This window comes from Agromyces bauzanensis, from assembly GCF_014645655.1.
Taxonomy (GTDB): Bacteria; Actinomycetota; Actinomycetes; order Actinomycetales; family Microbacteriaceae; genus Agromyces; species Agromyces bauzanensis.
On record NZ_BMMD01000003.1, the window covers coordinates 42,959 to 69,353 of the forward strand.

At 71.5% G+C, this 26,395-nt stretch carries 26 protein-coding genes; 16 read left to right on the forward strand and 10 right to left on the reverse strand.

Features of this window, described 5'->3' with window-relative positions:
- The first annotated feature begins 73 nt into the window (after positions 1–73).
- Both IEX31_RS04015 and IEX31_RS04020 read left to right on the forward strand, forming a co-directional pair.
- Positions 74–703 (forward strand): TetR/AcrR family transcriptional regulator, encoded by a 630-nt coding sequence (locus IEX31_RS04015; protein ID WP_188742163.1) that lies wholly within the window; start codon positions 74–76, stop codon positions 701–703.
- A 76-nt stretch (positions 704–779) separates the two neighbouring features.
- On the forward strand, positions 780–4,433 hold the full coding sequence (locus IEX31_RS04020) for a TM0106 family RecB-like putative nuclease (RefSeq protein WP_188742164.1): 3,654 nt from the start codon (positions 780–782) through the stop codon (positions 4,431–4,433).
- Here IEX31_RS04020 and IEX31_RS04025 read toward each other — a convergent pair.
- Positions 4,423–4,857 (reverse strand): YdeI/OmpD-associated family protein, encoded by a 435-nt coding sequence (locus tag IEX31_RS04025; RefSeq protein ID WP_188742165.1) that lies wholly within the window; start codon positions 4,855–4,857, stop codon positions 4,423–4,425. The genes IEX31_RS04020 and IEX31_RS04025 overlap by 11 nt on opposite strands.
- A 68-nt stretch (positions 4,858–4,925) precedes the next feature.
- On the opposite strand from IEX31_RS04025, the gene IEX31_RS04030 reads away from it, so the two are divergent.
- Entirely contained in the window at positions 4,926–5,201 is a 276-nt protein-coding gene (locus IEX31_RS04030; protein ID WP_229662094.1) for a glutaredoxin family protein, read from the forward strand.
- A gap of 284 nt (positions 5,202–5,485) precedes the next feature.
- Here IEX31_RS04030 and IEX31_RS04035 read toward each other — a convergent pair whose 3' ends face one another.
- Positions 5,486–6,484 carry an LLM class F420-dependent oxidoreductase gene (locus tag IEX31_RS04035; RefSeq protein WP_188742166.1) on the reverse strand — a complete coding sequence of 333 codons (999 nt, stop codon included), beginning with the start codon at positions 6,482–6,484 and terminating at the stop codon, positions 5,486–5,488.
- A gap of 131 nt (positions 6,485–6,615) precedes the next feature.
- Here IEX31_RS04035 and IEX31_RS04040 point away from each other — a divergent pair, with 131 nt between their 5' ends.
- A complete protein-coding gene (locus IEX31_RS04040; protein ID WP_188742167.1) occupies positions 6,616–7,020 on the forward strand; it encodes a hypothetical protein in 405 nt (134 codons plus the stop codon).
- Between the two features lie 49 nt (positions 7,021–7,069).
- Here the strand turns inward: IEX31_RS04040 and IEX31_RS04045 are convergent, their stop codons facing one another.
- Both IEX31_RS04045 and IEX31_RS04050 read right to left on the reverse strand, forming a co-directional pair.
- Positions 7,070–8,278 (reverse strand): baeRF11 domain-containing protein, encoded by a 1,209-nt coding sequence (locus tag IEX31_RS04045; RefSeq protein ID WP_188742168.1) that lies wholly within the window; start codon positions 8,276–8,278, stop codon positions 7,070–7,072.
- Positions 8,279–8,360: 82 nt separating this feature from the next.
- Positions 8,361–9,893 carry an FAD-binding oxidoreductase gene (locus IEX31_RS04050; protein WP_229662095.1) on the reverse strand — a complete coding sequence of 511 codons (1,533 nt, stop codon included), beginning with the start codon at positions 9,891–9,893 and terminating at the stop codon, positions 8,361–8,363.
- Positions 9,894–10,131: 238 nt separating this feature from the next.
- Here IEX31_RS04050 and IEX31_RS04055 point away from each other — a divergent pair, with 238 nt between their 5' ends.
- Positions 10,132–11,190 (forward strand): LLM class flavin-dependent oxidoreductase, encoded by a 1,059-nt coding sequence (locus tag IEX31_RS04055; protein ID WP_188742169.1) that lies wholly within the window; start codon positions 10,132–10,134, stop codon positions 11,188–11,190.
- On the opposite strand, the gene IEX31_RS04060 is transcribed toward IEX31_RS04055, so the two are convergent.
- Positions 11,183–11,818 carry a TetR/AcrR family transcriptional regulator gene (locus IEX31_RS04060; RefSeq protein WP_188742170.1) on the reverse strand — a complete coding sequence of 212 codons (636 nt, stop codon included), beginning with the start codon at positions 11,816–11,818 and terminating at the stop codon, positions 11,183–11,185. The two genes, IEX31_RS04055 and IEX31_RS04060, sit on opposite strands and share 8 nt — an antisense overlap.
- 202 nt (positions 11,819–12,020) lie before the next feature.
- Here IEX31_RS04060 and IEX31_RS04065 point away from each other — a divergent pair, with 202 nt between their 5' ends.
- From IEX31_RS04065 to IEX31_RS04085, 5 genes are read left to right on the forward strand one after another with little or no spacing between them, the layout of a single operon-like run.
- Positions 12,021–13,028 carry an ABC transporter substrate-binding protein gene (locus tag IEX31_RS04065; RefSeq protein WP_229662096.1) on the forward strand — a complete coding sequence of 336 codons (1,008 nt, stop codon included), beginning with the start codon at positions 12,021–12,023 and terminating at the stop codon, positions 13,026–13,028.
- A gap of 31 nt (positions 13,029–13,059) precedes the next feature.
- Positions 13,060–14,028 (forward strand): ABC transporter permease, encoded by a 969-nt coding sequence (locus IEX31_RS04070; RefSeq protein WP_188742171.1) that lies wholly within the window; start codon positions 13,060–13,062, stop codon positions 14,026–14,028.
- Positions 14,021–14,845: an ABC transporter ATP-binding protein gene (locus IEX31_RS04075; protein WP_229662097.1), complete on the forward strand. Its 825-nt coding sequence runs from the start codon at positions 14,021–14,023 to the stop codon at positions 14,843–14,845. Before IEX31_RS04070 ends, IEX31_RS04075 begins: the two co-directional genes overlap by 8 nt.
- Entirely contained in the window at positions 14,845–15,942 is a 1,098-nt protein-coding gene (locus IEX31_RS04080) for an alpha-hydroxy acid oxidase (RefSeq protein WP_188742172.1), read from the forward strand. Before IEX31_RS04075 ends, IEX31_RS04080 begins: the two co-directional genes overlap by 1 nt.
- Positions 15,942–16,316, forward strand: a complete 375-nt coding sequence (locus tag IEX31_RS04085) for a RidA family protein (RefSeq protein WP_188742173.1) — start codon at positions 15,942–15,944, stop codon at positions 16,314–16,316. Before IEX31_RS04080 ends, IEX31_RS04085 begins: the two co-directional genes overlap by 1 nt.
- A gap of 229 nt (positions 16,317–16,545) precedes the next feature.
- Here the strand turns inward: IEX31_RS04085 and IEX31_RS04090 are convergent, their stop codons facing one another.
- The gene (locus IEX31_RS04090) at positions 16,546–16,962 is read right to left on the reverse strand and encodes a transferase (protein ID WP_188742174.1); all 417 of its coding nucleotides are present in this window, start codon (positions 16,960–16,962) and stop codon (positions 16,546–16,548) included.
- 523 nt (positions 16,963–17,485) lie between these two features.
- Between IEX31_RS04090 and IEX31_RS18700 the strand changes: the two genes are divergently transcribed.
- From IEX31_RS18700 to IEX31_RS04105, 3 genes are all read left to right on the forward strand, one after another.
- Entirely contained in the window at positions 17,486–17,827 is a 342-nt protein-coding gene (locus tag IEX31_RS18700; protein ID WP_373285500.1) for a glycosyltransferase, read from the forward strand.
- A gap of 114 nt (positions 17,828–17,941) precedes the next feature.
- On the forward strand, positions 17,942–19,705 hold the full coding sequence (locus IEX31_RS04100; protein WP_188742175.1) for an ABC transporter ATP-binding protein: 1,764 nt from the start codon (positions 17,942–17,944) through the stop codon (positions 19,703–19,705).
- Positions 19,706–19,729: 24 nt separating this feature from the next.
- Positions 19,730–20,575 (forward strand): energy-coupling factor transporter transmembrane component T family protein, encoded by an 846-nt coding sequence (locus IEX31_RS04105; protein WP_188742176.1) that lies wholly within the window; start codon positions 19,730–19,732, stop codon positions 20,573–20,575.
- Positions 20,576–20,657: 82 nt separating this feature from the next.
- Here IEX31_RS04105 and IEX31_RS04110 read toward each other — a convergent pair whose 3' ends face one another.
- Positions 20,658–21,620 carry an FKBP-type peptidyl-prolyl cis-trans isomerase gene (locus IEX31_RS04110; protein WP_188742177.1) on the reverse strand — a complete coding sequence of 321 codons (963 nt, stop codon included), beginning with the start codon at positions 21,618–21,620 and terminating at the stop codon, positions 20,658–20,660.
- A 107-nt stretch (positions 21,621–21,727) separates the two neighbouring features.
- Here IEX31_RS04110 and IEX31_RS04115 point away from each other — a divergent pair, with 107 nt between their 5' ends.
- Positions 21,728–22,552 carry a class I SAM-dependent methyltransferase gene (locus tag IEX31_RS04115; RefSeq protein WP_188742178.1) on the forward strand — a complete coding sequence of 275 codons (825 nt, stop codon included), beginning with the start codon at positions 21,728–21,730 and terminating at the stop codon, positions 22,550–22,552.
- Positions 22,553–22,570: 18 nt separating this feature from the next.
- Here IEX31_RS04115 and IEX31_RS04120 read toward each other — a convergent pair whose 3' ends face one another.
- The 3 genes from IEX31_RS04120 to IEX31_RS04130 form a co-directional block, all read right to left on the reverse strand.
- A complete protein-coding gene (locus IEX31_RS04120; RefSeq protein WP_188742179.1) occupies positions 22,571–22,777 on the reverse strand; it encodes an FKBP-type peptidyl-prolyl cis-trans isomerase in 207 nt (68 codons plus the stop codon).
- A gap of 2 nt (positions 22,778–22,779) precedes the next feature.
- Positions 22,780–23,154 carry a hypothetical protein gene (locus tag IEX31_RS04125; RefSeq protein WP_188742180.1) on the reverse strand — a complete coding sequence of 125 codons (375 nt, stop codon included), beginning with the start codon at positions 23,152–23,154 and terminating at the stop codon, positions 22,780–22,782.
- A 122-nt stretch (positions 23,155–23,276) separates the two neighbouring features.
- Positions 23,277–24,134, reverse strand: coding sequence for a sulfurtransferase (locus IEX31_RS04130; RefSeq protein ID WP_188742181.1), 858 nt, complete (start codon positions 24,132–24,134; stop codon positions 23,277–23,279).
- Positions 24,135–24,248: 114 nt separating this feature from the next.
- Between IEX31_RS04130 and IEX31_RS04135 the strand changes: the two genes are divergently transcribed.
- Complete coding sequence (locus IEX31_RS04135) at positions 24,249–25,514, forward strand: ABC transporter substrate-binding protein (RefSeq protein ID WP_188742182.1); 1,266 nt, start codon at positions 24,249–24,251, stop codon at positions 25,512–25,514.
- Between the two features lie 10 nt (positions 25,515–25,524).
- A complete protein-coding gene (locus IEX31_RS04140; protein WP_188742183.1) occupies positions 25,525–26,394 on the forward strand; it encodes a branched-chain amino acid ABC transporter permease in 870 nt (289 codons plus the stop codon).
- Position 26,395: the final 1 nt, after the last annotated feature.

Genomic DNA, 26,395 nt, shown 5'->3' on the forward strand with positions numbered 1-26,395 from the left:
CCTCCTCTGCGGGCTACGGATGCCGCGGCATCCGCTCGACTATTATTGATCATACGATCAACAAGAGGTGTCGATGTCAGGAGCCCCCCGCCGGTCGTCGGCCCGCAAGTCGCCGGCCGAACGAGCCGCCGAGATCGCGGAGGCCGCTCGCGACCTCGCCCTCGAGCAGGGACTCACCGCCGTGACGCTGCGCGGCGTCGCCGCCCGCACCGGCGTGACCCCGGCGCTCGTCGCCCACTACGAGCCGAGCATGGACGCGCTGGCGGCGACGACGTTCGCGTCGATCGTCTCGGCCGAGATCAGCGAGGTCGAGCGGCTGATCGCCGGGCTGCCGACCCCGACGGCCCGCCTCGCCGCGCTCATCGACACGCTCCTCGACGGCACGCGCGACGACGTCACCGTCGTCTGGGTCGAGGCGTGGGCGCTCGGGCGCAGCAATGAGCAGCTCGCGGCATCCGTGCGCGCACGGATGGACGCCTGGCAGGCGGTGGTGCAGGGCGTCGTGGAGGCGGGAATCGCGAGCGGCGAGTTCCAGGCGACGGATGCCGCATCCATCGCCTGGCAGCTCCTCGGCATGATCGACGGGCTCAACGCGCAGGCCCTCGTGCGCTGGGGCGACGCCGGGGCGCGCGGCTCGCTCACCGGGCACGCGGTCGAGGGGATGCTCGGGCTCGCGCGCGGCGCGCTCGGCGGAGCAGGGTGAGCCGCGGCATCCGACGGGTCCCTCGATGTCGGACGCTCGGGCTACGGTGAAGACCTGAGACGATGGGAGGAAGCCGATGTACCTGGTCGACGGCACCGTCGTCACGAGCGCGAGCGACCTGAAGAAGGCCGCCGAATGCGAGTTCGCGTTCCTGCGCGAGCTCGACGTGAAGCTCGGGCGCGACACGCTGTTCGAGCCCGTCGCCGATCCGATGCTCGAACGCGCGGGCCGCCTCGGCGACGCGCACGAGCGGCGCGTGCTCGAGTCGTACCGCGAGCGGTTCGGCGCGGGCGTGGTCGAGATCGACCGGCCCGACCTGCGCGACGCCGACCAGGTCGCCGCGGCCGTCGCCGCGACCCTCGCGGCGTTCGAGTCGGGCGCGCCCGTCGTGTTCCAGGCGACGTTCGTCGACGACGGGTTCGTCGGCTTCGCCGACTTCATCGTGCGCGAGCCCGACGGCCGCTACCTCGTGCAGGACTCGAAGCTCGCCCGCCGCGCCCGCGTCACGGCGCTGCTGCAGCTCGCCGCCTACGCGACGCAGCTCGCACGGCTGGGCATCCCCCGTGCGGACACCGTCGAACTCCTCCTCGGCGACGGCACCACGAGCTCGCACCGGCTCGACGACATCGAGCCCGTCTACCTGCTGCGCCGTGCCCGGCTCGAGCAGATCGTGGCCGACCGCATCGCCGACGACGGCCCCGCGGCGTGGGGCGACCCGCGCTACACGCTCGACGGCCGGTGCCCGACGTGCGACCTCGAGGTGCAGGCGCATCGCGACCCACTGCTCGTGGCCGGGCTCCGCACCACGCAACGCGCGCACCTCTTCGAGGCGGGCATCACCACGATCGACGCCTTCGCCGCATCGCAGGGGCCGATCGACGGCATCCTCGAGGCCACGCTCGAGGGCCTGCGACTGCAGGCGAAGCTGCAACTGGCGGCCGAGGCGGCCACGGCCGCAGCGGAAGCCGCCGGTCAGCGCGGCCCCGACGACCCGCCGCTGCCGCCGCCCGTCGTCGTGCGCGAGCCGGGGGCGCTCGCCGCGATTCCCACGCCCGACCCCGGCGATCTCTTCTTCGACTTCGAGGGCGATCCGCTCTACACCGAGGGGTCGGCCACCGAGTGGGGCCTCGACTACCTGTTCGGCATGATCGACAACGACGAGCAGTTCACCCCCCTCTGGGCGCACAGCTTCGCCGAGGAGCGCGAGGCGCTCGTGAAGTTCCTCGAGCTCGTGAAGCTGCGCCAGGCGGCCCATCCCGGCCTGCACATCTACCACTATGCGAGCTACGAGCGCACGCACCTCACCTCGATCGCGGCCCGCCACGGCGTGGGCGAAGCCGATGTCGACCAACTGCTCGCCGACGGAGTACTCGTCGACCTCTACCCCATCGTGAAGCGCGCGGTGCGGGTCGGCAGCCGCTCGTACTCGATCAAGAAGCTCGAGCCGCTCTACATGGGCGACCAGCTGCGTGAGGCCGACGTGAAGTCGGGCGGCGACTCGATCCTCGAGTACGTGCGCGCCCGCGAGCTCCTCGCCACCGGCGACGTGGATCCGGCGACCGGCTTGGCGGGTGCCGCCGCCGCGCAGCACGTGCTCGACGACCTCGCCGAGTACAACCGCTACGACTGCGTCTCCACGCTGCGGCTGCGCGATTGGCTCCTCGACCTCGCCCGGCGCGAGCACGTCGAGCCGGTGCCCGCGCTGCTCATCGCGGAGCCGACCGGCAAGTCCTACGAGGCGAGTCCACTCGCGGTACAGCTGCAGCGGCTCGCGGGCCCCGCCGACGACCCCGAGCGCGATGCCGACCACACGGCGCTCGCCCTCGCGGCGGCCGCGATCGACTACCACGACCGTGAACTGAAGACGTTCTGGTGGGGTCATTTCTTCCGCGTCGAACAGCCGCTCGAGGCCTGGGAGGACCACCGCGACGTGCTCGTCGTCGACCCTGCACGCACCGTCGTGCTGCACGACTGGTACCGCGAGGGGCGGCAGCAGCACGATCGCCGTGAGCTCCTGCTGCGCGGGCGCATCGCCCCCGGCTCCCGGTTCAGCCAGGGCGCCGACCTCTACGTGCTGTACGAGTGGCCGGCTCCGTTCCCGTCGACCTCGCGTCGGCCGGGCTCACGCGCGTGGACGAGCGCGACGGTCATCGAGGCGACCGCCGACGGCGTCCGCGTGGAAGAGCGCGGCGTCGCCGGCGAGACCTGGCGCGCGCTTCCCATGGCCCTGGTGCCGGGCAATCCCCCGCCGGCCGGGCGCCAGCGCGACGCGATCGCCGAATGGGCTGCGCCGATCGTCTCCCGTCACCCCGTGTGGCCGCGCGACCCCGCCGTCGACCTCTTGCGGCGCATCCCGCCGCGCACGCGCTCGGGGGCGCTCGCCGCGCTTCCCGACCACGAGTACGTCGGGGTGGTCGTGCGTTCCCTCGGCGACCTCGACGACTCGTACCTCGCAGTGCAGGGGCCGCCCGGCACCGGCAAGACGTACGTCGCCTCGCGCGTGATCGCGCGGCTCGTCGGCCACCACGGCTGGAAGGTCGGCGTGGTCGCGCAGTCGCACGCCGTGGTCGAACACCTGCTCGACGCCGTCCTCGCGGCAGGCCTCGACCCCCGTCTCGTCGCGAAGGCACCGAAGGACCGCGACGACGACACCGAACGCGGATGGACCGTCATCGAGAAGAACGGCGCCTCGTCGTTCATCGCCGCGAACCAGGCGACCGGATTCGTCTACGGCGGCACCGCCTGGGACTTCGCGAACGCAGACCGCGTGGGCCGCCGCGCGCTCGACCTGCTCGTCGTCGACGAGGCCGGCCAGTTCTCGCTCGCGTCGACCATCGCGGCGTCGGTCGCGGCACGGCGCCTCCTGCTCCTCGGCGACCCGCAGCAGCTCCCACAGGTGAGCCAGGGCACCCACCCCGAACCCGTCGACACCTCGGCGCTCGGCTGGATCGCCGACGGCCACGACGTGCTGCCCGCCGAATACGGATACTTCCTCGCGGAGAGCCGGCGGATGCATCCGGCCCTCGCCGCCCCCGTCTCGCGGCTCTCCTACGAAGGCGAACTCAGGTCGCACGACTGCGCCTCGCTGCGCGGCATCGACGGGATCCCGCCCGGCCTCACGCCCGTTGCCGTCGAGCACGACGGCAACACCACGGAGTCGGCCGAGGAGGCCGACGAGGTGGTGCGCATCGTCGGCGACCTGCTCGGTCGCGCGTACACCGGCACCCGTGACACGGCCGACGGCCCCGAGCAGGCCGACCCGCGTCCCCTGCAGCAGACCGACCTCATCGTGGTGACGCCGTACAACGCGCAGCTCGCCCTCGTTCGCGATCGGCTCGACCGCGCGGGATACACCGCGGTGCCCGTCGGCACGGTCGACAAGTTCCAGGGCCAGGAGGCGGCGGTCGCCATCGTCTCCCTCGCCGCGTCGTCGGCCACGGTCGCACCGCGCGGGGTCGAGTTCCTATTGCTGAAGAACCGGCTCAACGTCGCGATCTCCCGTGCGAAGGTCGCCGCCTACCTCGTCTACTCGCCGGGCCTGCTCGACGCGCTTCCCCGCACGCCGCTGGGCGTGGCGCAGCTCAGCGCGTTCGCCCGGCTCGTGGGAGTCGAGCTCCCGCGGGTCGGCGGGGCTGCGGCCGCGACGGATGCCCCGACGGCGACGGATGCCCCGAACTCCGGCTCCGCCGCGACGGACGTCTCGAACGCGCCCGTCGTCGCTACCCCGTGAGCTTGGCGATCGCCGCGGCGATGCGGCGCTGCCGGGTCTCCTCAGTCTTCGCCCCTTCGACGGCTGTCACGTGCGCCTTGCGGTGGCTCGGCGCGAGCCGGTCCCAGGCCTCACGGGCGCCGGGGGTCGCGTCGAGCGCGGCCGCGAGGTCGTCGGGAGCCTCGACGGTGCGCGGTGCCGTGTCGACGTCGAGGTCGACCACGATGCCGTCACCGCCCTGGATGCCCGTGGCCGCACGCTTGTCGGAGCTGAACGGAATCAGGTAGCGCCCACCCATCACGGCCACCGTGCTCCGGTACTCGAACCCGTTGACCGTGACGAGCACCGGCGGCCTGCGGCCGGCACCGAGACCCTCGATCACCTCGGGAGGCACCTCGATGCCGGTGTTGTTGCCCGACAGGAACATCGTCGTCTCGAACCGCATGCGCCCGAGTCTGCCACTGCCGCATGAAGCTGGGAATACCGCACAGGCTCGATGCGTAGGTTATCTACGTGACTTCCCCCACGACCGAACTCAGCCCTGACCGCATCACGATGTACGGCGCCGCCTGGTGCGGCGACTGCCGCCGATCGAAGGCGTTGCTCGACCGACGCGGCGTCGACTACGAGTACATCGACCTCGAGAAGGTCGTCGACGCCGCCGCACGCGCTCAGGCGATCTCGGGCCGCACGAACATCCCCGTGATCGTGTTCCCCGACGGCACGCACGTCACCGAGCCCACCGACGCCGAACTCGGCGCGAAGCTCGACGAGGCCGGGGCGGCGTAGCGTCCGGCCCTCCGACCCCGCGGCCACCCGACCCGTGCGCTTCGGGGCCCGAGCCCGCCTGACGGCGAGTCGCGGTGCCCTCGACATCCCTGTGACAGAAGTCGCAGTCGTGCGCGCGCCCGCGCCCGAAACCCGGCACGACTGCGACCTCGATCGGCGGCCAGGCCTCGAGTCAGGCGCTCTGCGCGCCCTCCGCGACCCGCGCATGCTCCTCGGTCCGCGATGGGGTCGCTCGTCGCAGCGGGTTTCGAGACGCTCCTGCGTCGCTCCTCAACCCGCGAGGGTCACGCGAGTGCCGGCATGACCTCCGCGGCGAAGAGGTCGATGCTCGACCGGTCGTACGCCGCCTCCGGGAAGTAGTGGATCGCGTACCCGAGCCCGAGCTCCCGACGCTCCGCGAGCTTCGCCGCCACCTGGGTCGGCGTGCCGACCATGCCGAGCGGCCCGCGGAGCTCCGCCATGTAGCCGGCGGTCTTCTCCGGGCCGAGGAACGGCGCGAGGCGCGCCTCGATCGCGTCGAGGCGGCGCGCGACATCCGCGTCATCCGAGCCGATCACGGTGTTGAAGTTCGACGAGCGCGTGATGGCGTCGAAATGGGTCCCGAGCCGCTCGCAGTGCCCGCGCAGCACCGCACTCTTGTGCGCGAACACGTCGAGGGTGCCCGAGAAGTTGGTGTACGACGCGTACTTCGCGGCGATCCGCAACGTCACCTTCTCGCCACCGCCGGCGACCCACATCGGGATCCCGCCCTCCTGCAACGGCAGTGGCCGAATGATCGCCCCGTCGACCTGATAGTGCTTCCCGTCGAGCGCGGCCGAACCCGTGGTCCACGCCTGCCGCATGATCTCGACGCCCTCGCGGAGCATCGCGAGCCGGTCGGGCACGGGCGGGAAGCCGTAGCCGTACGCCCGCCACTCGTGCTCGTACCATCCGCCGCCGATGCCCATCTCGACGCGTCCGCCCGAGATGACGTCGGCGGTCGCGGCGACCTTGGCGAGGTACGCCGGGTTGCGATAGCCCATGCACGTGCACATCTGGCCGAGGCGCACGCGCGAGGTCGACGCCGCGAAGGCCGACACGAGCGTCCACGCCTCGTGCGTCGCCTCGGTCTCGCTGGGCACCGGAGTGGTGTGGAAGTGGTCGTAGACCCAGATCGACTCCCATCCCGAGTCGGGCGCGTCGGCGTACTCGGCGAGCCCGCGCATGACCTCCCAGTGCCGGGCCGGCTCGATGCCGACGAGATCGTGACGCCAACCCTGGGGAACGAACATTCCGAATCGCATGGGCTCCATCCTAGGCCCGTGCCGCGATGCGGGAAAGCGCTTCCCGCGTCGCGGTGGAGACTCGCCGATCGGCGGGGAAATCAGCGCCTGCACTGAGGACGCGTCAGCAGCGCCTCCGTAGCGTCGGTTGAATGACGACCCCCATGCACTGCGATTTCTCGCCGCACGACTTTGCCGCGGTCGCGATCCGGACGTCCGACGGCCGACTCGTGCAGGTCACCGGTGCCGGCCTGTGCCCCACCGCCGGGTGGGAGCTCCGCCTGGTCGCAGGCGGGCCCGGATTCCGCTCCCAGCCCGAACGCCTGCTGCTCGAACTGCGCGAGTCGCCGCCGCGTCCCGCACCTCGCGTGCTCACCGAGACGACGGTGGACGTGACCGTCGAGGACACGCGTGCCGAGGAGGTCGAGATCCGGTTCGGCTGGCGCGAGGGCTTCGTCATCCCTGTGCGCGAGGCGGCGCTCCGGCGCGGGCCGCGGGGCGCCATGCGCCGACGAACGGATGCCGCACCCGACCGCATCGCGGCATCCGCCGTCTGATCTGGGCCGGTCGCGTCGCCGACGATCCGGCGGTCAGCCGCACCGGCCGTCACGCGAGCGCGAAACGCAACTCGGCCATCGCCGGGCCCGACCAGACCGACGCGTCGAGGTCCTCGCCGCGCACCGTGACGACCCTGCCGCCCTTCGCGATGACGAGGAGTGCCAGCTGCGGCAGCAGGTCGCCCGCGAGCGTACCGTCGGAGAGGTGCTCGCCGCTGCCGTTGCCGGTGGCGAACTCGACGGCTCCGGATTCGCGGTCGAGCATGCCGTTCACGCTCGTCGTGAAGTCGAACCAGAACGTCTCGACCGCACCGTCGGCCGCCTCACGCGCGATGGCGGCGAGGTCGCGTTCGACCCGGCCGGCCACGCCGTTCACGAGCCCCCGGAGGTCGCGTTTCGCCTCGGAGATGTTGAGCCTGGCCAGATGCTGGCGCAACGCCTCGTCGATCTCGGAGGCGCCGAGCCGGTCGGGCGCCCCCGATACGCCGACGACGCGCCGCGTGTTCCTCGACCGCTCCAGGTACAGGCTGAGCAGCGGCTCGGCGGCGAAGGCGAAGAGCGGCACGCGGTCATCGGGGTCGCGCTGCCCCAGTTCACGGCGAACGACGTCGCCGACGCGCTTCGCGTAGAGGTCGAGCAGGGTCTTGCGCCCCTCTCCGCCCATGAGTCGGCTCGCGCCGCCCTGACTCGCCACGCCGCCGATGCCGCGGTTGTACCCGCGCGGCCGATCCTCGCCCGGTTCGCGGTTCGTCGCCTCGTCGAGGTTCGCGGTGCCGGCCTTGTCGACGTCGAGCTGCGCGGCACGGTCGGTCGGTGTCGCGTGCCAGAGCGCCCACTCGTTGGCCGAGAGCGTGATCGCGTACGCCTCCTGGTCCTGGCTCGGTGCCCGCAGCAGCTGACCGAGCGTGAAGTGCGAGCCCACGTGCAACGCGTCGTCGAGCCGATTCGGCAACACGAACACCTCGTTGAATCCCGGTGCCACGAAGATCGCCAGCGAACGGGACAACCTGCCCCACAGCCGCTGCTCGGCGAGGATGCCGTCGCGCGCGCTTCGCAGTTCCTCGACGACCGGCCCCGGGGCATCCGTCGCCCGCACCTGCTCGATCGCCTCGTCGAACGCGCTCTTCACGGCGACCTCGGCGCGTTCGCGCTCGCTCACCACGGGCGATGTCGAGGCGTAGATCGTGATGGCCGGTTGATGCGGTCCCGCCAGTGCCGAGAAGTCGGCGGTCGTGGGCAGTTCGTAGTGGAGCGTCATTCAGTCCCTCTCCCTGGATCAGGCGACAGCGATGTCGCTCGCCCCCAGCCTATGAAGGCCGGAGCGCGAGCGACACCCCCAGTCAGCGAGCCACGGGATGGTTCGACCGGATGACGCCCGTCGGGTCGTACCGGCGCTTGACGCCGCGCAGCCGCTCGACCTGGTCACCAAACAGCCGCGCGGCGGGCCGGGCCTGCTCAGCGAAGTTCAGGTAGTCGAGCTCGGCCCGCCACGGCTCGATACGGGAGAGCAGCCGGCCCAGGGAGGTCACGAGCGAGTCGCCGACGCCGGGCATCGGGACGCCGCCGCCGAACACGACGTACTCCGCCTCGAGGCCGGTGACCGCGCCCGGCTCGGGGGTGCCGCGACCGATGGCCGACACGCGTGCGACCTCGGGCCGGAAGCCGCCGCCGACGTGGCGGATCTCGGCCGAGAGCAGCGCACAGCCTGAGTCGGGTCCTACGGCGTCGACGAAGGCGCGCACGGCTGCGGGCGGCAGCTCGGCGAGCATCATGCCGTCGCCGTACCCCGGGGTCGGGGCGGGCGGGTCCATGTGCAGCTGCAGCAGCTCGGCGATGGGCTGGGGATGCACCGAGTCCATCTCGGGGCCGAGCGCGCGCAGCGGCGCGAGCAACTCGTCGGCGCGCTCGGGCGATTCCTGGATCGCGGCCTCGACGACCACGAAGGACCGACCGGCGAGGAACGGCGGAAGCTCGGGCATCGGCGGGAAGCGCAGCACGCGACCGACGGAGGTGACGCTGTCGGGCACGGTCGCGGTCCACGCGGCCCACGTCTGCAGGACCTCCTCGACGCGCTCGAGCGGGAAGAACAGCGTGCCCGCCACGATCTCGGAGATCGGGTAGAGGCGGAACTCGAGCGCGGTGACCACGCCGAAATCGCCGCCGCCGCCGCGGATCGCCCAGAACAGGTCGGCGTCGTGCTCCACGTCGACGCGACGACGGACGCCGTCGGCCGTCACGAGTTCGGCGGCGAGCACCTGGTTGGCGGCGAGGCCGTGCGAACGGCCGAGCCAGCTCATGCCGCCGCCGAGCGTGTAGCCGACGACTCCGACGTCGTGCGACGAGCCGGCGAGCGCGGCGAGGCCGTGCGGCGCGACCGCGGCGACGACGTCGCCCCACTGCGCGCCCGCCTCAACCCGGGCGACGCGCTGCTCCACGTCGACCTCCACGCCGCGCAGTTCCGAGGTGCGCAGGAGCAGCGCGTCGGCCAGGCCGTCGCCCGCGGCGAGCGGGCCGGCGTTGTGGCCCGTCGCCTGCGGGGCGACCGCGAGGCCGAGTCGCCTCGCCGCACGCACGGTCTCGTCGATGTCCTCGACGCGCCATGCGACCACGACGGCCACGGGCTGCTGGTCGACGGCGAGGTTCCAGGCGGTCCGGGCGTCGTCCCAGCCGGGTTCGCCCGGAATGTGGACGCGGCCGGCGATGCGGTCGTCGAGAACGGCGAGTGCCTCACGCAGCGACAGGGCTTCGGCCTCGTCCTGGTGGATGCGGGCCGCTCCGGCGAGGTCGGTGACGGGGGCGAGGTCTCGGGTGGACGGGTGGGCAGCGTGGGCGGCGTCACGCGCGGCGGCGGCACCGGACACAGGAGTGTTCACGGATGGATCCTTTCGGGGTGTCGCGTCGTGGGCCCGGACCTTCGAACATGAGGCGGACGGCCGCGGGTGATCCGGCGGCGCACACGGACGCGATCTCCATCCAACGGCGCGGCGGACTCCGGGACGTCAGTGCGCACCCTGCGATCACGTCAGGGTTACCCCGCGCCGTCGTCGCCCCGCCGCGCACCCGGCGCCCGCGCGCGGAATGCCGCCGGCGGCGTGCCGGTTGCCATTGGGGATGGCCTCCTCACTCCGACTCTCCGTGCTCGACCTTGTTCCCGTGCGCAGCGCCCAGCCCAGCGCGGGCGCCGTCGCGGCATCCGTGCGCCTCGCGCAGCTCGCCGACCGGCTCGGGTACACGCGCTACTGGTTCGCCGAGCACCACAACATGCCGGCCGTCGCCTCGACGACCCCGCCGGTGCTCATCGCCGCGGCGGTCTCGCGGACGGAGCGGATCCGCGTCGGCTCCGGAGGCGTGATGCTGCCGAATCACGCACCGCTCGTGGTCGCCGAGCAGTTCGCCGCGCTCGAGGCGATCGCGCCGGGCCGCATCGACCTCGGCATCGGCCGGGCGCCGGGCAGCGACCCCGTGATCACCCAGCTCCTGCGGATCTCCGGGCCCACCGCCGACGTCGACCGGTTCCCCGACCATGTCGCCGACGTCCTGAGCCTGCTCTCACCCGCCGGCGCGACGCTGCGGCTCACGAGCGGGCGCGAGTACGCGATCACCGCCACGCCGGCGGCGACGGATGTCCCCACGCTGTGGCTCCTCGGTTCGAGCGACTACTCGGCGAAGCTCGCCGCCGAGCTCGGGCTGCCGTACGTGTTCGCGAACCACTTCTCGGGCGAGGGGCTCGAGCGGGCGCTCGAGCTGTACCGCACCGGATACCGGCCGAGTGAGCGGCACCCGACACCCGAGACGTTCCTGACGGTGAACGCGTCGGTGGCGCCCACCGTGGAGGAGGCTCGTGCTCGCGCGCTGCCGCAGCTGCGGTCGATGGCCCACCTGCGCACCAACCAGCCGATGCGGCCCCTCGAGACCGTCGAGGAAGCGCAGGCGGCGCCCGCCGACTCGATGGTCGACGAGCTCATCGCCGGCATGGAGCGGCGCTGGATCATCGCCGACGCCGCCGGTGCCTCATTCGAACTGCGGCGCCTCGCCGAACACCACGGCATCGACGAGGTGATGGTGTCGCCGATCGCGGGGTCGTTCGAGGGTGAGCCGACGGATGCCGCTCCCGGCCGTGAGCGGACGCTCGAGTTGCTGGCCGAGGAGCTGCTTCCGCCGGTCAGGTAGCTGTCGCCCCGGCACCCGCGCGTGGTGACCCGTCGGGCGTCGCCGACGCCGACAGCGCGCCGAGGAGCGACCGTCCGAGCCGCGCAGACACCTCGTCGAGATCCCACTCCAAGACCGCGGTGAGGTCGACGATCACACGCTCGTCGAAGAGCGTGATCCAGAGCAGCGTCGCGTACTCGTGATTCTGCTCAGGAATCACGCCGTCCGCGGCGAGCTGGTCGAGCACGCGCCCGAGCAGGCCGCGCAGTCGCAGGATGAGCTCGTTCCCGGCGCGCGCACGTTCGAGGAAGCCCTCCGAACTGCGGATGAGCGTGCCCGTGCGCGCCCACGGGGCCACGGCGTTCACCCAGCGACGGCACACCTCGACGTAGAGATCGAGTCCGTGAAGGTCGGCGCCGGCCCCTTCGAGTTGGACCATGAGCTGGTTGACGCTCCGCAGGTAGTACTCGTCGCGAAGCTCCCGCGCATCGTCGAAGTGGCGGTATACCGTGGCCGTCGCGACGCCGGATTCGCGAGCGAGGTCGGGCAGCGAGAAATCCACTCCCTCCCGCCTGATGAGATCGCCCAGCGCATCGAGGATGCGATTCCTGGTGCGCTGCGTGTCCTTCCGCAGCTTCCTGTCGACCACGGTTCCCTCCGTTCGCGCGGCGTTACCGTCATGTTAACCCAGGAAGAAGTTCTCTTTTCGCGCTGCTTCAAACGGTATGCGGAGCCGCACAATGGCTGCAACACAAGAAGAAATTCCCAACTCGATGAAGCCCGCGTGCCTGCGCACGTCGGCTTCACCGGTTTCGGGATGCCTTCCCGCCACGAGGACACCGGAGCAGCACATGACCACACACCAGATCGGGCGGCGCAGCCGGCTCCTTCTCATGGCCGCGGGAGCGACGCTCACGCTCGGACTCGCCGCCTGCAGCGCCAATTCGGGCGCGGCAGACAGCGAGTCCGAGGCGACGAAGGACAGCTACAGCATCGGCGTCCTCTCCCTCGCCCAGGCCAGCCTGCTCGACGACATCATCGAGGCCTTCGAGGCGGCGGTGGTCGAAGGCGTCGGCGACGCCGAGGTCTCGTTCGACGTGCAGAACGCGAACGGTGATCAGTCGCTCGTCAACAGCATCAGCCGCGACTTCGCCGGAAGCGACCACGACGCCTTCGCGGTGATCGGAACGCCCGCCGTCATCGCATTGGCGCAGCAGATCACCGACCGGCCGGTCTTCGCGCTTGCAATGGGCGACCCGGTGGGCGCCGGTGTGGCGGAGAGCCTCGAGGAGCCGGGAGGCAACGTCACCGGCAGCATCGACTACGTGGATCCGGCGAGCCTCGTCGACGACATCCTCGAGATCCACCCCGACGCCGCGTCGATCGGCACCGTCTACGACCCGTCGAACCAGAACCTGCAGGTCTGGGTCGCCGACTTGAAGAAGGCACTGGAGGGCACGGACGTCGAGCTCGTGGAATCCACGGTGGCGAGCACAGCCGAGGTGGCCCAGGCGTCCCGCAGCCTCGTCGGGCGTTCCGACGTTGTGCTCGTCGGGCCTGATGCCAACGTCATCGCAGGCCTCGATGCGCTTGGCGCGGCGATGGCGGGAGACGGCATCCCCACCTACCTGGCAGGGGGCGACCCGATGTTCCCCGGGATCCTCGCGAGCATCGGCCCCGACTACCCGTCGTTGGGAACCTCCGCCGGTGAGAACGCCGCGCTCGTCCTCCTGGGGCAGGATCCGGCGGTCACGCCGTTCACGACGCCCGACGCACTCGAGTTCGTCGTGAACCCCGAGACGGAGGAAGCGCTCGGGATCGAGTTCCCCGCCTCGATCGAAGAGCGGATCGTGCGCTGAGTTCGAATCCGATTCACCGAAGGGACCACTCATGATCGACAACGTCCTGATCGACACCCTGGTGACGGGCCTGCCACTGGTACCGCTCGTGCTGGGCATCTACCTGGTGCTGAACATCCGCGAGGACTTCGACATGACGGTGGAGGGCTCCTTCGCGCTCGGTGGCGCTGCCACCGCCGTCGGCCTCACGGGCGGGCTCAACCCATGGATGGCGCTGGCCATCGGTGCCGCGGCCGGCAGCATCGCGGGACTGGTCACGTCGCAACTCAACCTCATCCTGCGCATCCCACTGCTCATGGCGGGGCTCGTGATGAACATGGCGCTCTTCACCGTCACCCTGCGGATCATGGGCATGCCGACGATGAGCACGGCGGGGATGGAGACGATCTTCAGCCCCTTCGTGTCCAGCCCCGGGCGTGAGGCCGACGTGGCGATGTCGATCGTGCTGGCCGCCATCGTGTCGGTCGTGCTCATCGTGTTCGCCCTGTTCCTGCGCACCGAGATCGGCCTCTCGCTCCGAGCGAGCGGCAGGAATTCGCGAATGGTGCGGAGCAACGGCGTCAACGACAACGGCCTGCTGATCCTCTCGCTCATGGTCTCGAACGGCCTTTCGGCGTTCGGCGGCGGCCTGATGATCCAGATGCAGGGCTTCGCCGACGTCAACATGGGCACCGGCATGTTCATCGCCGGCGTCGGGGCCGTCCTGCTCGGCGTGCTGCTCCTCCGGCCCACCGGGTCCCGCGTCATCCGCATCGTGCTCGCCGTCGTAGTGGGCGCGCTCATCTACCGCCTGATCCTCGTGTCGGCGCTGCGGTTCGGGCTTCCCGCAGGTGACCTCAAGGGCATCACCGCACTCACGCTGGTGCTCGCTGTGGCGGCCCAGGGCTACCTCGCTCCCGCGCTCGCGCGCTACCGGGTCCGCCTCAGCAGGAAGCGCGAACCGGCACCTGCGCCCCCCACTCCCATTCCGACTCCCAGCAAGGAGACCGTCGATGCATGAACCGATGCTCGCACTCGAGAACATCCGACTCGTCTACAATCGCGGCCGCGCCGACGAGGTGACGGCGCTCGACCACCTCGATCTGGCGCTCGACCCCGGCGAGTTCGTCACCGTGGTCGGCTCGAACGGGGCCGGCAAGTCGAGCACGGTGCAGATCATCTCGGGCGCCCAGCGGCCCACGAAGGGCCGTGTCAGGGTCAAGGGCCGGGATGTGACCGCGTGGCCGGATTACCGGCGGGCCTCGATGGTGGCGCGTGTGTTCGACGACCCCAGGGTGGGCAGCGCGCCCGACCTCAGCATCGAAGACAACCTCGCCCTCGCGATGAGCCGAGGGCGGCGCCGCACGCTCCGCTTCTCGACCAACGCCACCCGGAGGAACCGCATGCGCGACGAGTTGTCGAGGCTGGGACTCGGGCTCGAGGATCGACTCCACGATCCCATGGGCCTGCTCTCGGCCGGCCAGCGCCAGAGCATCACCATGATCATGGCCGGCCTCGCAACGCCCGATGTGCTGCTGCTCGACGAGCACCTCGCGGCACTCGACCCGGCGACGGCTGCTCGCGTGCTGGAGCTCACCGCTGACCTCGTCGCCGAGATGGGCTGCACGACCCTCATGATCACCCACAACATGGAGCACGCCCTGAGGTTGGGCAGCCGGATGCTCGTGATGAGCCGGGGCCGCGTGATCGCAGACGTGCCGCAGGCACGAAAGCAGCACATGGAAGCGGCTCATGTGGTCGACCTCATGGTCGGCGCCGGCGATGAGCTCACCGACCGGATCCTCATCCCCGAACTGCAGACAGAAGGAGCAATGTGATGAACCCCGCCCTGAACGACGTGACGCTTGATTTCGCCACCCTCGACGAGATTCGAGAGGCGGCTGTAGCCAGCCTTGCACCTGAGGTCACCGACTTCCTCGAAGGGGGCGCCGGTGACGAGACCACCCTTCGCCGCAATCGAGCAGCATTTGCGAAGTGGGCGCTCAGACCGCGCGTCATGAACGGCCTCGTGGCACCGAGCACGACGACGACGTTCATGGGCTTGGAACTCGGTCTGCCGGTTCTGACCGCTCCCTTCGGGGTGGACAACCTCTTCGACGCCGAGGGCCACCTGGCCGTGGCGCGCGCAAATGAGCGGGCCGGCACGCTGAGCATCGTCCCGGAAGCAGGCTCGTTCTCGTTCGAGGCGGTGCGCGCCGCCTCCCCGGCAGCGGCGAAGATCGCCCAGTTCCACCCACTCGCGTCCGATGACAACTTCCTGCGCATCCTCAGTCGCGTGGAAGCGGCCGACTACGAGGCCATCTGCATCACCTGCGACTGCCCGACGGCGGGATGGCGGCAACGCAACCTCCGCAACCGCTACGTCCCGCCGCTCTCAGCAGCATCGGGCAACTATCCGCCGACACCCGACAGCGAGATCAACGACGTCTTCGGACAGCTCTTCGAACTCGACGCGCCGGTATGGTCGTGGGAGAAGCTCGGACGCCTCCTGTCGGGCACCAGCCTTCCCTGGATGGCAAAGGGCATCCTGACACCCGAGGACGGCGTCGCCGCGGTCAAAGCGGGTGCGAGTGCGCTCCTCGTCTCGAACCACGGCGGGCGGCAGCTCGACGGAGTGATCAGCTCGCTGGAAGCACTGCCGGCCATCCGTGCCGCAGTGGGCCCCTCGGTCGAAATCGCCCTCGACAGCGGAGTGCGGACCGGTAGCGATATCGTCAAGGCGCTCGCCCTGGGCGCCGACGTCGTGGTGCTCGGCCGGCTGGCCGCCTACGGGCTGGCGGCAGGTGGAGAAGCGGGCGTGGCACGGGTGCTCGAGTTGCTGAAGCAGGAGTTGCACTCGGTGCTCACGTTGCTCGGACGGGGCTCGATCGCCGACCTCGACGAGTCGGCCGTCATGCCGATCGAGGCGCCCTGATGGCGCTCGTGCGAACGCCCGGCCAATCGCCGATGCTCCCCGGCGCCGTCCGCTTCGGCGACCTCATCTTCACGTCGGGGTTGGTGGCGTCATCGGTGTTCGCGGGAATGGCGTCGGGGGCGAAGGTGCCCTTCGAGGAACAGGCCGCAGGTGCGCTCTCGGCGCTGCTCGCGGCCGTCGAGGAGGCGGGGGGCACCAAGGAGACCGTGGTCAAGCTCGAGGTCTTCCTCGCGAGCGCCGAGCACTTCGACGCATGGAACACGGAGTTCCTGAAGGCATGGCCGCACCCCGGGCCCGCCCGCACGACGGTCATCGTGGGATTCGCTGCCCCGAGCATCCTGATCGAACTCCAGGCGGTCGCCACCGCCGCTTGAGCCGGCCCACTCCGGCGATCACCGCGGTCTGCGGCGCCCACCTCGTCGTCCTGCCCATCGCCCTCGCAGGCGGTCGGGGTATGAGCGGAGCGCGCTGGGCATGGTCACGGGCTTCGCGGTGATCGCCGTCGGCGTCATGCTGCTGCTCGTCGTGACGGTGAGCGCGATGCGCCGGGCGACGTAGACAGGGCGACGCCCGCCCATCCGGCCGCCCTCCGCGGCTCGTCGCTCAGGCGGCGAGGCCGAGCCGGCGCAGGTCCTCGCTCGACGCACGGTACTCGTCGCCGTCGGCGACGGTGGTCTCCCGCGGCACGCGTGCGCCGTTCTGCACGCGCGCGTCGGTGCCGACGGTCGCGTAGGGGCCGATGACGGCGTTGCGGCCGACGACCGCGTGGCGGCCGACATGGGCGTTCACGCCGATGACGGCGCGCTCCGCGACGATGGCGTCGCGGTCGACCCACGCACGCGGGCCGATCTGGGCCCCGCGCTGCACTTCGGCGCCGGGGTCGACGTAGGCCGTCGGGTCGACGAAGGCGGTCGGGTCGACCTTGGCGGTCGTGGCGACGAGGCCTCGACCGTTCACGTGCTTGCGGTAGCGACGCAGGACTCCGGCTTCGTCTTCGAACTCGACGTAACTGATGCCCACGTTCTCCTCCTTCCGACGTGGTGGCTCCACGTCCGAACACTGATACAACACCCGGCGTGACCGGGGCATTCCCGCCGGCCGTGCCCGTCACGGACACCCAGCGGACACTCAGTTCGGGGGTGACCCTGAAACTCCGCGGCCACGACGTCACCGTGCTCACCGGGTCGCGCTCGGTCGAGGCCGCCATCGCCGACCTCGCACCGACGCCATCCTCGTCGACGCGGCCTTCGCGGGCATCCTCCCGACGCTCCTCGACGACCCCGCGAGCCGTCCGCCGGTGCTCGCCGCCGGTGTCATCCCGCTGAGCCAGTCGAGCACGGATGCCGCCCCGTACGGCCTCGGGCTCGCGCCGAGCGCCTCGGCGCTCGGGGCGCCTGCGGAACCGCGCGCTGAACTCGCTCGTGCAGAAGGTGCTGTTCGGCCGGACCCAGGAGCTAGCGAACCGCACCATGGTCGCGGGTGCGCTGCCCGAGTGGTGGCCGGAGCTCGACGGTGAACGCCCGGTCGTGCACGTCACCAGCTGCTGCCGAAGACCGACGTGTTCGTCACCAACGCGGGCTACGGCGGCACGCAATGCGCGCTGAGCCACGGCGTGCCGCTCGTGGCGGCGGGCGACACCGAGGACAAGCCGGAGGTGTCGATGCGCGCCGCGCGGGCGGGCGTCGGCGTGAACCTCAGGACGGGCACCCCGACCGCGGACGCCGTGCGCCGTGCCATCGACGCAGTGCTCGCCGACCGCGCCTACCGCAGCCGGGCGCAGGTGCTCGCGGCGCGGATCCGCCAGTACGACACGTTCGCCGACATCGAGGCGGAACTCGAGGCGGAGCTCGAGGCGGCGGCGGGCGCGAGAGTGCACGTCGCGTGACGCCGCACCCACGCCCCGCGACCGGACGGCGGTGCGGGTTAGGCTGGCCTGAGCCGGCTTCGCCGGCCTCGCTCCGTCGCCGGCTCCCGCGCCGGCCCGATCCGGGATCCGCCCATGCCAGCCGCCCCGCTGCTCGAGCTCGATGCCGTGCGCATCCGCCACGAGGGCGCGTCGCGTGCGACGCCCGACGGCGTCTCCCTCGACGTCCGCGCCGGCGAAGTGGTGCTGCTGCTCGGCCCGTCGGGCTGCGGCAAGTCGACCCTGACGCTCGCGCTCGACGGCCTCGTGCCGCACGCCGTCGCCGCCGAGCTGGCCGGCACGGTGCGCGTCGCCGGGCTCGACACGCGCGAGCACCCGGTCGCCGAGCTCAGCGAGCACGTGGCCATGGTGTTCCAGGATCCCGACGCGCAGGTCGTCACGGGAACCGTGCTCGACGAGGTCGCCTTCGGTCCCGAGAACCTGCTCCTCCCCGTCGAATGGGTGCTCGAACGGGCCGAACGGGCGCTGAAGCTCGTCGGCCTCTGGGATCGCCGGGGCGACAATCCCGACGTCCTCTCGGGCGGCGGGCGCCAGCGGCTCGCGATCGCGTGCGCACTCGCCCTCGCCTCCCCCGTGCTCGTGCTCGACGAGCCCACCGCCAACCTCGACCCGGCCGGCATCGACGAGGTGTACGCCGTGCTCCGCGAGCTCGCCAGCGAGCGCGACCACGCGATCGTGCTCGTCGAGCACAACCTCGACGCCGCCGTCGACATCGTCGATCGCGTGGTCGTGCTCGACGCGGCAGGTCGCGTGCTGGCCGACGGCCCGGTGGGGGAGGTGCTGCGGCGGCGCGCCGCCGAGCTCGCCGAGCTCGGCGTGTGGCTTCCCGTCTCGACGCTCGCCGGCATGCGGCTACGCGCCGCGGGCGCGCCGATCGACCCCTTGCCGCTCACGCCGTCGGAGCTCGCCGCCGCGCTCGAAGCGGTCGACGCGCTGCCGGCGCCGGTTCCCGAGGTCGTGGAGCGTGTCGACGGGACACCGGCCTCGAAGAGCCCAGCGAGCGAGGGCGCCGCGCCCCGGCCGGCCGCGATCACCGTGCGTGACTGCTCGGTGCGGCGCGGCGGGCGGCGCGGGCCGGTCGTCGTCGACGGGGTCGACCTCGACGTGGCATCCGGAGACTTCCTCGCCATCGTCGGCACCAACGGCGCCGGCAAGACCACGCTGGTGCAGGCCATCGCGGGCGTGATCCCGGCCCCGCGCGGCACGGTCGACGTGCTCGGCATGGACCCCTCGCGCGCCTCCGCCCGCGACCGGGCGCGCCGCATCGGCTTCGTCTTCCAGAATCCCGAGCACCAGTTCATCGCGCACACCGTCGCCGACGAACTCGACCTCGGGTTCCGGCTGCAGGGCGTTCCCGACGACGAGCGCCCGGCCGAGATCGAGCGGATGCTGCGTCGCTTCGGCCTCGAGCAGCTGCGCGGCCAGCACCCCTTCCTGCTCTCGGGCGGGCAGAAGCGACGGCTCTCGGTGGGCACCGCGCTCGTCGCCGGGGCTCCCGTGCTCGTGCTCGACGAGCCGACGTTCGGTCAGGACCGCGCCCGCGCGTCCGAGCTCCTCGGCATCCTCGGGCGACTCAACGCCGAGGGCACCACGGTCATCATCGTGAGCCACGACCTGCAGCTCGTCGCCGACCACGCGAATCGCGTCGCCGTGATGCAGGGCGGGCGGATCATCGGGGCCGGCCCGACCGGCGAGGTGCTCGAGGGCCCGCTCATCGAGGCGGCCGGCCTGCGCCATCCGCCGCTCGCGCGCGCGACCCGCAGCCTGGTGCGGCATCCGGAATGGCAGCATGTGACCCGGATGTCGCAGCTGCCGCGCCCCGGCCGGGCCGCCGCATGAGGGACACCGCATGAGAGCCGCCGCATGACCACCGCCGGGTCGACCGTGGCGGCGTCCCGCAACCCGTACGCGGAGCAGGCACCCGTGCCCACCGCACGGTTCCTGCACGGACTCAACCCGCTCGCGAAGCTCGCCGCGCCGCTGCCCGCGATGATCCTCATCCTCTTCACCCGCGACCTCGCCACGCCGCTCGGGTTCGTGGTGCTGGCGCTCGCGCTGCTGCTCGTCGGTGCGCGGCTGCGGGCGCCGGCGGTCGTGGCGCTCCTCATCGGCACGCCCCTGGGCGTGGCGGTTCTCGGGGTGACCTTCGGCGTGTGGGTCGACCCGGCGCGCCTCGACGACGCGTCGACCGCGGCATCCATCGTGCTCCTCGAGGTCGGCGAATGGCGGTTCACGCTCGCCGCCTACCTCGTCGGCCTCGCGACCGCGCTGCGCGTCGCGTCGATCGTGCTGCTCTCGCTCATCGCCGGGCTCACGACGACCGGCCCCGAGCTCGTGCGCGCGCTCGTGCAGAACCTGCGCGTGCCGTACCGGCTCGGCTATACGGCCCTCGCCGCCCTCCGGTTCGTGCCGCGGTTCCGGCACGAGCTCGACGTCATCCGCGCCGCGCACCGGGTGCGCGGCATCGACACCGGGCGCGGGCCGGTCGCGGCCGTGCGCCGCTCGATCTCGTACGCGATCCCGCTGCTCGCGAGCGCGATCCGCCACGCCGAGCGCGTCGCGCTCGCCATGGAGGCCCGCGCGTTCGGTGCGCATCACACCCGCACCGAGCGCACCGTCAGCGGCTGGCGCCTGCCCGACACGGTGTTCGTGGCCGCGTTCTGGCTCGTCACGGCCGCGATCGTCTGGTGGGGGCTGCTCGCCGCCTGACGTGCGGACGCACGGGCGCCCGCAAGCACGCCCGTACAACCGAGCACGCCGGCCGAGCCGTCGCGGTCGCTCCGGATGCCGACTATCCGGCGGCCGGTGCGGTGTCCTCGATCTCGACGAGGAAGACCAGCGTCTGGCCGCCGAGCGGGTTCTGCTCGCTCTGCTCCGTGCCGTACGCGTACTGCGGCGGGATGGACACGATCAGCTTCGTACCGACCTTCTGCCCGATGAGCGCCGACCCGAAGCCCTGGATCACCTGGTCGGTGGAGAACTGGGCGGGCTCGCCGCCGTAGGACTGGTCGAAGACCTCGCCGGTGTCCCAGCTCGTGCCCTGGTAGTGCAGGGTGACATTGTCGCCCTGCGCCACCTCGTCGCCGTCACCCTCCTCGAGCACCTTCAGCAGGTACTCGGCGGGCGGCGGTGTGGCGGGCAGCGTCACGGTGGGCGCCTCGCCGTCGGCGCCGAACTCCACCTCGGGCACGTTCTCGGTCCAGTCCCCGGGCTTCAGGGCCTCCTGCACCTCGACGACATCGACCACGATGACGACGGTCTCGCCGGGGGCCACGCCGATCGTCTCGTTGCCGGTCTCCCCGTAGAGCGTCGCGGCGGGCGCCACCGTGACGGTGCGCGACCCCGTCGGCACGCAGTCGATGCCGGCGAGGAACGCCTCGAACACCGTGCTGTCGCCGACGGTGATGGTGGCCGGCTGCGAGAAGAGCTCCTCGCCGCTCGTGCCCGAGAATGCGCTGACGATGGCGTTGACCGGGTCGCCGGTGGCCGTCTCGTCGCCGTCGCCCTCGATGGCGACTGTGCGCTCGAGCTCATCGGCCTCGAGCGGGGTCGTGAAGGTGGCGGTGGGGACGGCGCTGAACTCGCCCTCGACCGTCACGCCGTCGCTGAGCGACCCCGAGGAGAGGTCCATGCAGTCCGCCGCGGCGGTCGTCTCTGGGGCATCCGGCTCGGATCCGCCGGCGCACCCGGCGAGGACGAGGGCGGCGGTGGCGGCGAGTGCGACGGGCGCGGCGCGGCGCAGGGCACGATTCATGACGGGAGGACTCGTTTCGATCGGGAAGGCGGGACTCCAGTCTGCCCGCTCCGGCTCTCGATTGCCTGAGACTTCGCGTTCCGCCAGATCAGGGCGAGAATGGGCAGATGGGGGACACGCAAACGGTACCCGATTTCGCGGAGGAGTTCGGCCGGGGGGCCGCTTCGTTCGCGGAGTTGGACGAGCCGCTCTGGAATCCGATCTCGACCGCAGCGGTGGCGCGTTCACGACCGCAGTTCGACGAACACGTGCTCGACGCCTGCTGCGGCGACGGGGCATCCGCCCTGCCGACCGCGGAGCTCGTGGGGGTCGGCGGGCTCGTCGACGCCGTCGACCTCGCCGAACCGCTCATCGCCATCGCCCGAGAACGCGCGGACGATCGGATGCCACAGCTGCACCTCCATGTCGCCGACGTCACGACGTGGGAGCCGGCGGGGTACGACCTCGTGCAGTGCGTTCTGGGGATCTTGTTCCTTCCCGACGTCGCGGCGGGCACCCGGCACCTCATCGAACGTGCGCGGCCCGGCGGCCGTGTCGCCGTGACGGTGTGGGCGCGCGGCGCACTCGAACCGCTGCCCGATCTGCTCGTGCGGGCGCTGCCCGACGGCGCGGCATCCGACCTGGATCTCGAGGACCTGACGAAGCCGACGGTCGAGTCCGCCGAGACCCCGGGGACGCTGGCGCTCTGGCTCACGGAGCGCGGGCTCGTCGACGTGCGCGCCGAGCAGGTGCAGCGGCGCCTCGAACCCACGCCGGAGCTCGCCTGGCGGCTCGTGCGCGGCACGGGCCTGCAGGCGATCGTGTCGGGGCTTGACGACGGGGAGCTCGAGCGCGTCCGCGAGCGCTTCCTCGCGACACTCGCCGAGGATGGCGTGACGTCGGTCGACGTCTCGACGCTCATCGCGGTGGGCCGGCGGCCCGAGGTGGAGTGACCCGGGGCGGCCTCGCCCCTAGCCTGCGATGGTCGGGTCGGTCTCGGTTCCCCCGATCTCGACGAGGAAGACGAGCGTCTGGCCGCCGAGCGGGTTCCGGTCGCTCTGCTCGGTGCCGTAGGCGTACTCAGGCGGGATCGAGACGATGAGCTTCGTGCCGACCTTCTGGCCGACGATCGCCGCTGCCAAACCCGGGATGAGGCCGCCGTCGCCCTGCTCGAGCACGCTCAGCAGCTACTCGGTGGACGGCGCGGTGTCGGGGATCGTGACGGACGGCCGTGATCGTGAGCGGCCGCGAGAAGAGCTGCATGCCCGTCGAGCCGGAGAACATGCTCACCGTGGCATTCACGCGCGCCCGCCTCGGTGGCCCCGTCACCCTCGCGCACGACGGTGCGCTCGATCGCATCGGGTTGGAGGGGCAGGTCGAACGTGGCGGTCGGCGGCACGCGGAAGTCGCCGTCGACGGTCACACCGTCGCTGAGCGATCCCGACGGCAGTTCCATGCAGGCGGCCTCGGAGTCGGGGCCGGGGGTGCAGCCGACGAGGAGGAGGGCGGCAGCGGCGAGTGCGACGGGCGTTCCGCGGCGAAGCGCACGGGTCATGAGGGTCTCGTTTCGGTCGGAAGGTCGGGGACTCCCGGCGTCGCGTCCGCTGGATCGCGGGAGACGGCGTCGGGAACACGGCGAACCGTACCGATGCAGGGAAACGCGCGGTTGCGCCCGGATCAACCCGCGACGGCGCCGGTGGCGACCGGGCGACCGGGCTGGTTCGACCACTGGCTCCACGAGCCGGGGTACAGCGCCGCGTCGATGCCGGCGACGGCGAGCGCCGCGACCTCGTGCGCGGCGGTGACGCCCGATCCGCAGTAGGCCGCGACGGGCGTGCCGGCCACGGCGCCCATCGACCCGAACCGCGCCCGCAGGGCCTCGGCGGGCAGGAAGCGCCCCGCCGCGTCGAGGTTTCCGGCGCTCGGGGCGGAGCGAGCGCCCGGGATGTGCCCGGCCTTCGGGTCGACGGGCTCGACCTCGCCGCGGTACCGCTCGGCGGCGCGCGCGTCGAGGAGGACGCCGCGCTCGGGGAACGCAGCGGCGCCGTCGGCATCGATCACGGGCATGCCGCCGTAGTGCGCGGTCGCGTCGCCCGGTTCGGGTGCGGCGTCGCCGGTCTCGAGCGGATGCCCCGCGCCGGTCCATGCGGCGAGCGCGCCGTCGAGCATACGCACGTCCTCGACGCCCGCGTGCCGGAGCAGCCACCACGCCCGGGCCGACGATTGGATGCCGACGTCGTCGGTCACCACGACGGAGTCGCCGTCGCGGAGCCCCCAGGCGCGCATCGCGCGCGTGAAGGCCTCCTCCGACGGCAGCGGATGCCGCCCCTGGCCATGCGCGGCGTGGTCGGCGAGGTCACGGTCGAGGTCGACGTAGACGGCTCCCGGGATGTGACCGGTCCGGAACGCCGGCCTTCCGTCGGGTTCCGCGAGCGTCCACCGCACGTCCAGCACGACGGTGCGCGTGGCGGCCCGCCCGCAGTGCTCGTCGTCGAGTCGGCGGGCGAGTTCGTCGGCCGAGATCAGCAGCGGCATGACTCCATCCTCCCGCACCGATCCAAGCACGAGAATCGTATATCAGTTGCATCACGACGGCTTGCAACGTCCCTTCGCGCAACGTATCGTCGGAACAACCGAAATAGTGACCGAATGGTCGGTCATGAACTCGGCACCCTGCTCAGCGACGAGAACCCGATCTCGGGCTCAAAGGAGAGTTCACCCATGCACCGTGCGCAGCGCCGCCTGCTCGTTCCCGCCGCCGTCGCGGCATCCATCGCCCTCGCCTTCACCGGCTGCTCGTCGTCGAACTTCGGCGGCGGCGACGGCGGCGACGGCGCCTCGGAAGAGGGCCCCATCAAGATCGGCGCGGTGCTCGACATCACGGGCGTCGGCGCGAACCTCGGCGTTCCCGAGCAGAACACGCTCAACATGCTCTCCGAGCAGCTCAACGAGGACGGCGGCATCAACGGCCGCGAGGTCGAGCTCATCATCAAGGACAACCAGTCCACCGAGGACGGCGCCGCCAAGGCGACGACAGAGCTCATCGAGAACGAGCAGGTCGACCTCATCATCGGCGCGTCGCGCACCGGCCCCTCGCTGGCCATGCGTCCGCTCGTCGAGGCCGCGCAGCTGCCGACCATCTCGGTAGCGGCGAACGCCGCCATCGTCGACGGCTCGGAGTGGGTCTTCAAGACCGCGCAGAACGACGTCGTCGTGCTCGAGCGCATCCTCGACGACGCCGAGTCGAAGGGCTACACCAAGGTCGCCCTCGCCCGCGACGCCACCGGATTCGGCGAGGGCATCGCCGAGATCATCACCGAGCTGGGCGCCGAGCGGGGCATCACGCTCACCGCGACCGAGTCCTTCGAGCCGAACGCGACCGACTTCACGGCCCAGATGACGAACCTGCGCGCGGCCGACGCCGACTTCGTCATCATCTGGGGCATCACGCCGTCGGCCGGACTCGCGCAGGCCGCGTACGTGCAGATCGGCGTCGGCAAGCCCGTCTACCAGTCGCACGGCGTGGCGAACAACGCGTTCTTCGAGGCCGCAGGCGATGCCGCCGAAGGTGTCATCGCCCCGATGGGCCGCCTGCTCGTCGCCGACCAGCTCGACGCCGACGACCCGCAGAAGGAGGTCATCGACCAGTTCATCGCGGACTACACCGAGGCCTTCGACAGCGCTCCGTCGAGCTTCGCCGGCCACGCGTACGACGCATGGAAGATCGGTGTGGCTGCGATCGAGGAAGCCGGCACCGACCCCGAGGACCTGCGCGACGCGATCGAGGCGACGAGCGACTTCGTGGGCATCTCGGGTATCTTCACGGTGACGCCCGAGAACCACTCGGGCCTCACCGCCGACGCGCTCATCCTCGCGATCGCCGAGGGCGGCCGCTGGAACCTCTACGAAGAGTGAGCAGCATCCGTTGACTGATTTCCTCCAGCTGACGGCGGCAGGGTTGTCACAGGGTTCTGTGTACGCCCTGCTCGCCGTCGGCCTCATCGCCACCTACACGGTGCGGCACGTCGTGAACATCGCCCAGGGCGACTACGCGATGCTGGCCGGCCTGGGGAGCATCTCGCTCGTCAGCGCCGGCCTGCCGCTGCCGGTCGCCATCCTCATCGCGCTGATCTCGGTCACGCTCGCCTCGGTGCTCATCGAGCGCCTCGTCATCGCGCGCGTGAAGAACCTCACCACGCTCGTCTCGATCATCCTCACGCTCGGCGTCTCGACGCTGCTGCAGTCGATCATGCTGCTGGTGTGGGGCGCCGAGGCCCGTCGTCTGCCCGCCTTCCCCGGCGAGGACCTGCTCATCGGGGGTGTCAGCATCCGTTCGCAGGAGCTCTGGATGCTCGGCGCGCTCGTCGTCGTCGGCGGCGGCGTCCTGCTGTTCTACGAGAAGACCCGGTGGGGGAAGGCGCTTCGCGCGTCGGCCGAGCAGCCGGTCGCGGCGCGCATCGTCGGCATCTCGCCGGCCGTGGCATCCGTGATCGCCTTCGCCATCGCCGGTTTCGTGGGCGCGGTCGCCGGCGTCGTGTCGTCGCCCATCTACCTCTCGATCTGGTCGGGCGGCCTGCTGCTCGGCCTCAAGGGCTTCGTGGCGGCGGTGCTCGGCGGGCTCGTGTCGTTCCGCGCCGCGATCGTCGGTGCGCTGCTGCTCGGGGTGCTCGAGTCGTACGTCGCGGGCTACGTGGCATCCGGTTGGAAGGACGCCGTCGCGTTCTTCATCCTCATCATCGTGCTCATCATCCGACCGGCGGGCCTCGTGCTGCGCCCGAACGCGGTAAGGGTCTGAC

Bases quoted from the DNA above. Each gene is read 5' to 3' on its own strand.
- IEX31_RS04015 (WP_188742163.1), top strand. From the start codon at position 74: ATGTCAGGAGCCCCCCGCCGGTCGTCGGCCCGCAAGTCGCCGGCCGAA.
- IEX31_RS04020 (WP_188742164.1), top strand. From the start codon at position 780: ATGTACCTGGTCGACGGCACCGTCGTCACGAGCGCGAGCGACCTGAAG.
- IEX31_RS04025 (WP_188742165.1), bottom strand. From the start codon at position 4,857: ATGCGGTTCGAGACGACGATGTTCCTGTCGGGCAACAACACCGGCATC.
- IEX31_RS04035 (WP_188742166.1), bottom strand. From the start codon at position 6,484: ATGCGATTCGGAATGTTCGTTCCCCAGGGTTGGCGTCACGATCTCGTC.
- IEX31_RS04040 (WP_188742167.1), top strand. From the start codon at position 6,616: ATGACGACCCCCATGCACTGCGATTTCTCGCCGCACGACTTTGCCGCG.
- IEX31_RS04045 (WP_188742168.1), bottom strand. From the start codon at position 8,278: ATGACGCTCCACTACGAACTGCCCACGACCGCCGACTTCTCGGCACTG.
- IEX31_RS04055 (WP_188742169.1), top strand. From the start codon at position 10,132: ATGGCCTCCTCACTCCGACTCTCCGTGCTCGACCTTGTTCCCGTGCGC.
- IEX31_RS04065 (WP_229662096.1), top strand. From the start codon at position 12,021: ATGACCACACACCAGATCGGGCGGCGCAGCCGGCTCCTTCTCATGGCC.
- IEX31_RS04070 (WP_188742171.1), top strand. From the start codon at position 13,060: ATGATCGACAACGTCCTGATCGACACCCTGGTGACGGGCCTGCCACTG.
- IEX31_RS04075 (WP_229662097.1), top strand. From the start codon at position 14,021: ATGCATGAACCGATGCTCGCACTCGAGAACATCCGACTCGTCTACAAT.
- IEX31_RS04080 (WP_188742172.1), top strand. From the start codon at position 14,845: ATGAACCCCGCCCTGAACGACGTGACGCTTGATTTCGCCACCCTCGAC.
- IEX31_RS04085 (WP_188742173.1), top strand. From the start codon at position 15,942: ATGGCGCTCGTGCGAACGCCCGGCCAATCGCCGATGCTCCCCGGCGCC.
- IEX31_RS04100 (WP_188742175.1), top strand. From the start codon at position 17,942: ATGCCAGCCGCCCCGCTGCTCGAGCTCGATGCCGTGCGCATCCGCCAC.
- IEX31_RS04105 (WP_188742176.1), top strand. From the start codon at position 19,730: ATGACCACCGCCGGGTCGACCGTGGCGGCGTCCCGCAACCCGTACGCG.
- IEX31_RS04110 (WP_188742177.1), bottom strand. From the start codon at position 21,620: ATGAATCGTGCCCTGCGCCGCGCCGCGCCCGTCGCACTCGCCGCCACC.
- IEX31_RS04115 (WP_188742178.1), top strand. From the start codon at position 21,728: ATGGGGGACACGCAAACGGTACCCGATTTCGCGGAGGAGTTCGGCCGG.
- IEX31_RS04125 (WP_188742180.1), bottom strand. From the start codon at position 23,154: ATGACCCGTGCGCTTCGCCGCGGAACGCCCGTCGCACTCGCCGCTGCC.
- IEX31_RS04130 (WP_188742181.1), bottom strand. From the start codon at position 24,134: ATGCCGCTGCTGATCTCGGCCGACGAACTCGCCCGCCGACTCGACGAC.
- IEX31_RS04135 (WP_188742182.1), top strand. From the start codon at position 24,249: ATGGTCGGTCATGAACTCGGCACCCTGCTCAGCGACGAGAACCCGATC.